At 39.7% G+C, this 6303-nt stretch carries 6 protein-coding genes; all 6 read right to left on the bottom strand.

Translation table 11 applies throughout. The features are described from left to right. On the bottom strand, positions 1–282 hold a 282-nt coding region (locus tag RAC86_RS33605; RefSeq protein WP_377886548.1), incomplete at its 3' end, for an ArsR/SmtB family transcription factor. A gap of 483 nt (positions 283–765) precedes the next feature. Beyond that, positions 766–1140 carry a Na-translocating system protein MpsC family protein gene (locus RAC86_RS33600; protein WP_003246482.1) on the bottom strand — a complete coding sequence of 125 codons (375 nt, stop codon included), beginning with the start codon at positions 1138–1140 and terminating at the stop codon, positions 766–768. Between the two features lie 57 nt (positions 1141–1197). Further along, positions 1198–1488 (bottom strand): DUF6407 family protein, encoded by a 291-nt coding sequence (locus RAC86_RS33595; RefSeq protein WP_015252954.1) that lies wholly within the window; start codon positions 1486–1488, stop codon positions 1198–1200. A 60-nt stretch (positions 1489–1548) separates the two neighbouring features. Continuing rightward, complete coding sequence (locus RAC86_RS33590; protein WP_377886547.1) at positions 1549–2079, bottom strand: carbonic anhydrase; 531 nt, start codon at positions 2077–2079, stop codon at positions 1549–1551. A 76-nt stretch (positions 2080–2155) separates the two neighbouring features. Then, on the bottom strand, positions 2156–4768 hold the full coding sequence (locus tag RAC86_RS33585; RefSeq protein WP_377886546.1) for a DUF2309 domain-containing protein: 2613 nt from the start codon (positions 4766–4768) through the stop codon (positions 2156–2158). Between the two features lie 14 nt (positions 4769–4782). Next, on the bottom strand, positions 4783–6300 hold the full coding sequence (locus tag RAC86_RS33580) for an NADH dehydrogenase subunit 5 (protein ID WP_377886549.1): 1518 nt from the start codon (positions 6298–6300) through the stop codon (positions 4783–4785). Positions 6301–6303: the final 3 nt, after the last annotated feature.

Genomic DNA, 6303 nt, shown 5'->3' with positions numbered 1-6303 from the left:
GTCAGCAAGTTTCCCAATGGCTTCTTCATCTCTTTTGTAATATGTGTACTTTCCAATACGCTCCGCCTTAATCAAGCCGGCTCTTAAAAGGATGGTAAGATATTGAGAAGCTGTCGATTGCGTCATTTTCAATTTGTCTGTTATTTGACTGACACATACCCCGATTGTGTTCATATCAATCCCTTCATGGGGTGCAAAATGACGATCGGGCTCCTTCAGCCATTGTAAAATTTGCAGCCTTGATTCATTTGATAAGGCTTTGAATACTTCAATTGGTTCCATATCGATTATTATATCGTTATATTTCGATATGTCAATCCGTTTTTTGGATATATTTAATTAAAGGTTTATCTCTGACTAATTCCGTGAAATGAAACTGAAGACAGCATATCAATTTTGCTCACCACTTAAATTTATCATCAAGCTTTACGAAATTGGTCTCATAATCATGTCACTAAACACTTGGAGGAACCCAGCAGGTGACAAGGATGTTTTCAATTAAAATGAATTTGGTATTGTTCAAGTGACTAATCACCAGCAGCAAATTTAGATGTAAAAAACATCCGCTCATAACAACAGCGGATGTTAGATCTTTCGACAGGAATAACACAACAGTGTACTATGAATTGATATCTCTTTATGTCAGCTTAGGATATGAATAAAAGTTATCAATGATGCCATAATTGTAAAACAAAAGAAGCGGCAGTTCATTATGTTCAATTCACAAGAGATTCCATACCGTCAAAACATTTTATTTTCTTTAGATTATAAGATCTTTTCCAAATTTTTCTCTAGATCATTACATAATTTAAATACCATCACTCGTTCACCTGTCCGGGAGCTTAAATCAGTATGAAAACTTTTCACTTTTTCTCCGGTTATTTTTAAGATAATATCCTTAAGGCCTTCTATACCTGATTCGACTAACTCTGAACGAGTTTGTTTGATAGATAACATACCCTCTTTTGATCCACAAACTACATATTCGGCTGGTGTTAAAATCCCTTTTAAATTGACGATGATCATGTCCCGCAGTATATCAGTCTTAACAGATACAGACCCCCGCCCAAGATAATCCTTCTCCCATTGAGTAATGGACTTACTGATCTCTGATTCAATAGAACCCTTCGACTTTTTCATATCTAATACATCTCCTGAGCAAAAAAATTGGCATATTCTACTTGTGATTTCGTCTCATTAATATTCTCTTACAACATATCCTTCATATACACCTTCAATATCCAAATCAGTTTTACCGTTTCTTGTGACCACTATCATTTTGGATAACATATTTTCTTCCATCATAGAGTGGACATGCAAAAATCGAACATTTCCTGAATGGGTTTCCTCAACTTCTTCATAAGATTTAAGATGATAAAAATCAATTGCTTTTCTAATTAGTTTTTTCATACATTCCATATTTTCACGATCAAACGAGTTCATGTCCTCTATTGTTTTCGTGACAAAATCAGTTAAATTAGCGCTCATACAATCTCCTTAGAACTGCTTTCTCCATATATAGGTGCGTTTAGAAGTTGAACCTGTATTTCATCGTGACAAGCAATGATCAGGTATGGCTTGACCTGTTTTAGCATCAGGACCCTCCATAATTGAGGGTTTTCCATCCTTATGATGAACGAGTAAACCTCGAACTTTAACATATGACGGCACTAGGGGATGATGTCGAATCATATCAACACTTTTTTCAATGGTGTCACTGCTATTTTCATTTAGCCATTCATCGACCGTACCACCTAAAAATTCAGGCTTGCAATTTTGAAACAGATAATCCAATGTTTGTATTTTATCTTTCATTGTTTCAAGTTGAGTTAGTCCATTACCTGCGGAAGTCTTCTTATCTTTTGTTCCTACTACAAAAATCTCCTCAACATCTTCCTGGTAAATCGCAAAAATAACAGACCTCATGATTTCTCCATAAGGATGTGAAATACTGGCACCATAGCTTTGTATAGTCAACATATTCTCTGCAGAAGTGTTAGTCGCTTCTTGTAAAATAGGCTCCAAACCGTTTTCAATATCCGTCAAAAATAATACTTTTTTATTTTGGTTTACATTCATACAGCACACCTCTTCCTTATGTTTATCATTTTTATTTTGAATAACAAATCCATTTGATAAATGCTTAGATTCATCATTACCAGCTTTCCCAACATCCTTCTGGATCAATATTAGCCAGTCGGACCCATCCATTTTGAACTTTTTGCAGAAATGCTGAGTCATTATTTAATAACCGTTCTACATATTCTCTAGGTGCTTGGATGAGTATCAATAAACGAAGAGGAGAATGATAGACCTCGTGATCTGATTCCATGACGGATTGCCAAGGCAGTCCGGCTAACAAGTCGCTTGCATTCCCCTGCATAACGCCGAGACCTGCAGTAACGGTTTGAGTTGCTTTATTTCCGCTGCCATAATAATGAGGCGCTACCGTTGATGCGTAATATTGTAAATTAATCCATTGGGCCACAGTTCCAGGTCCTGCAATAATATTTGCTAGGAGTTCACCGCTTTCATCCTGCTTCCAATCATAATTATGGAGAAAGGCTCTGCCTTCCAAATCACAATCCTGAGTTAGTTCACGTTTACCGATAATAAAGGCGGCATTACGAGCCAGTCCCCATTCCGGACGTATCTCACTCCAATCTTCCGCAAATCGGTTTGCCTCAGCCTTCGGATTTTTTAGCTTCGATTGGAAATTCGGTAATTGGGCTAGACGTTCTGCGTTTACATGATGTCTCACTTTCGGCATAACGGCTTCAATTTGTTCAAATGCTTCTTGTGCAGCTTCGGAAAGCTCTGGTACATAAAGCCAATGTAATTCATCTACTGTTGTATTATGTTCAGCTGCTGCAAAAACCGTATCCTCAGGAATTTGAATTCCTTCAGCTAAAAGAGCTTCTCGTACCTCTGATAGATTACATAAAGCAGCTAAAACTCTAGCATTGAATCCACCGGCCGCTCCACCGCAGGCACCACAATCAAGGGCTGCGGAATAAGGATTATTAGTACTTTGACTGCCATGCCCGCAGATCACGACCAAGGGTGCGATGTTTTCTGTTAACCCCATCATTTTTAATGCTTGGCGAGCATAGTTCACTTTTTCTTCATCAGTAAAACCCACAGGTATTTCTGCCTCTGTAGTATCATGATGAAGCGAGAGTTTTGTATCAGGTTTGCGCAACCAAGCCTCACGGAGATTACGAATGAAACGACCCGCCTTTCTTGGCACAAAGCTACGGGCTGCCATTTGCAGAGTAAGCCAAGGTCCGCTTAGCTCAGGCAGTAGTAAGCTCGAAAGCGCATTCTGCTTCATCGTTTTAAAGGTATGGCTTAAAGAATGAATTGCTTGCTTCCGTTGATTGTATTTTTTGAATACATCCTCATCTGCGAACTCTTTTATTTTATTTTGCGGTTTTTGTATGATCGGCAAGGAAGCATGACTGTGTTTACTGCCAAGTTCACAAGTTGCAATCGGAACCCCGAAGAAACCAGCAATACCAATCGTTTCAAACGGGCCTTCTTTTTCTAGTTGACGACGAAAAGGTTCTGATCGTACATCGATGCAGAATGCTAATTGAGCTAATGCAGATTTTTCACCGCCGGTTTCACGTTGTTTCGAGATGATCTTCTGGCTTAATCGATCAGTGTACGTTTGTTCCCAAGCTTCTAACCAAAGTTTCTTGCGAAGTTTCTCATCAAAGCTGTAGGCAAATGATAAATATTCGTTTTGTTCAATGGCCGTCATCTGTGACCATTCTTCTAATGTAAGCCCACCCCAATGAATCCAAGCTGCTATAAGGGGAGCAATTGAAATTGTTTTCTTAGATCGTTCATTCAAAGGTAAGTATGGCTTTATAAGAGCCCACTCCATGGATATTCGAACCGCTAAGTATTCTGTTAGGAGTGCATGTTCGTGGCTCGATTGTTGGGAGCGCCAAAGCAGCATCCCTGCCCATCCAGGTAATGAAAGTAAATGACCTTCAAGATAAGTCTGGATTTCTGACTCTGGGATTTCTAGTGCGAATAAAGCTTTCTGTAAAGCCAAATGTGCCTCTTTCGGCCAACCCTTTACCCTTTCTCGCTGCTTTTTGCTAAGTGCTGGATCATATTGAATGAGATGCTGCCAAGCACGATAGAAACCTTCCTCACGATTAGGCATTGTCCAGCCTGCTTGAGAGTCATCAAGATATAATTTACTCCACTTAATGACATGATGATCTAGTATATTGACTAGCCTTTCACCATCTTGATTCTCTATATGCGAACTTAGTGGCTGCATAAACACATTCTCGATATGATCCAATCCACTACATTCACTTACTAATTTCTCCAGCTTATGTGATGATAAAAGGTCGGAAGGCAGGGGATCTAACTTTAATGCAGCATGACAAAATCGCTCTGCCACGTCCCGTGGGATGTGATAGGAATGTGAATCAAGCCAACGCTGCAGCCCCATTTCCACAAAATCTTCATCAATCTCACCTTTATTCTTTGCTGAACGGATCATAGACGCACTAGGGTATATATCAACATCGCGAGTGTTTTTCAACCAACTTGCAACCTGATCAAAAGGTTGGTTTTCAAGTCCCATCCACGGATTACGTGCAGCAAATGTAGAAATAGGCCAAAGTGGCGCAATCACTCGGCTGGCAGATGTAATGAAAACGTTAAGATCCCTTTCTTGAACATCAATATCTGTATCTATCTTTTTTACATTATCTTTCGTTAATACGGATGTAATGCCCATCTCAGATTAGCTCCTTATGAAATATATTGTTTAAGGTAGTCTGGGTGACTCTCTACTGACTTTGGTTTTGCTTCACCTAATCGGACTAACCAAAGATAGAGTACCGCAAAAAAAACGGAAGAACGATGACGAGCAACCCACGTACCTAAAGCACTGCCAAAGAGTAAGAGACATACGACAATCATGACAGCTGACATTGGAGGTTGAACACTTTGAAAAATGGTTGTATGCAGCCACTTATAGAAAAGGTGATGAATGATAAAATATACGAGGGCTGCTCCTCCTAAAACAGTTAAGCCGGCAATTCGGCCAATTCGGCCCTCTCCAAAAGCGACAAGCTGAGTCCAAGAAACGGACAATGACCACCCTAAGATCAGCGCACTGATTAAGTGATACCCGTCTCCAGGAGCAGTGAGCCAAAAAGCAACACCTATAACTAAGGATAAAATCCGACCAGCCATGATCCATAAATAGGATGTTCTTTCATTAGTGCGAGCCGATACTTCATGACGCCCTACTGCTGAACCAGCTTGTAGAAACAACGTAGCTTTGAATAAACCATGTAAAATAAGATGAATAATGGCTGCAATATAGGCGCCTAATGCACACTGAATGAGCATAAACCCCATTTGTCCAATCGTGGAGCCTACTAACTGGCGTTTATAATCAACCTGAACTAAACTAATTCCAGTTCCAATCAATACAGAAATGCCAGCAAGCAGAAGTAAGATAATCGAAGCGATACCACCATGAAATAGAGGTGAAAATCGAGTTAGGATTATTCCTCCAGCATTTACTAAACCTGCATGCATAATTGCAGAAACTGGGGTGGGAGCAACAATAGACTCAACCAACCATCTTTGGAACGGCCATTGAGCTGCAGGAATGATCACCGCCAGTACAATCAATAGCTGAATCCCTGTTCTCTCCCATTCTCCCAGCCCAGCTAAACTTTCATTTGTTACAACCAATGATAGCTGCCATTGACCTGTGGCATGAAAAAGCCACATCATCGCAAAAAACAAAGAAAACCAACTTAACAAAAATAACCGGCCAGAAATTTTGGCTGCTTCACTAGCCACTTGCCAAGCACTGTTTAACCTAATAAGTAAGGTTAATCCAACAAGAGTCGCTCCCCAAAATAGAACCATCAAGCGGAGATCACCACTTAACCATGTCATTGAAGCAGCTCCTGTTGTGAAAGTAAAAAGCGTAAAATATTTTCGATAAGATCGATCCCCCATTAAGTAACGTACAGAAAAACGCTGAATGATGAATCCAATTGCAAGAACAAAGAAAGTCATTAAACAAGCTAAGGAATCTAAGTGCCAAGGGCCAACATTTCCACTCACACCACTATTGGCAAGAATCAGTAAGGAAACCAAAAGTGGTAAAGCCAAGATCCCAATATGAATGCGAACAAAACTCAAGGGTACTCGCGGATGTAAAAACAATAGTCCACTAATCCCAGAAGCCATAAGCATAATAAAAAATAATGTTAATAATGATGACAAACTCAGCGAAACTAACATTCT

The sequence above is a fragment of the Bacillus sp. LR_5 genome, from assembly GCF_042709275.1.
This window is presented reverse-complemented; position numbering and strand designations above follow the sequence as displayed.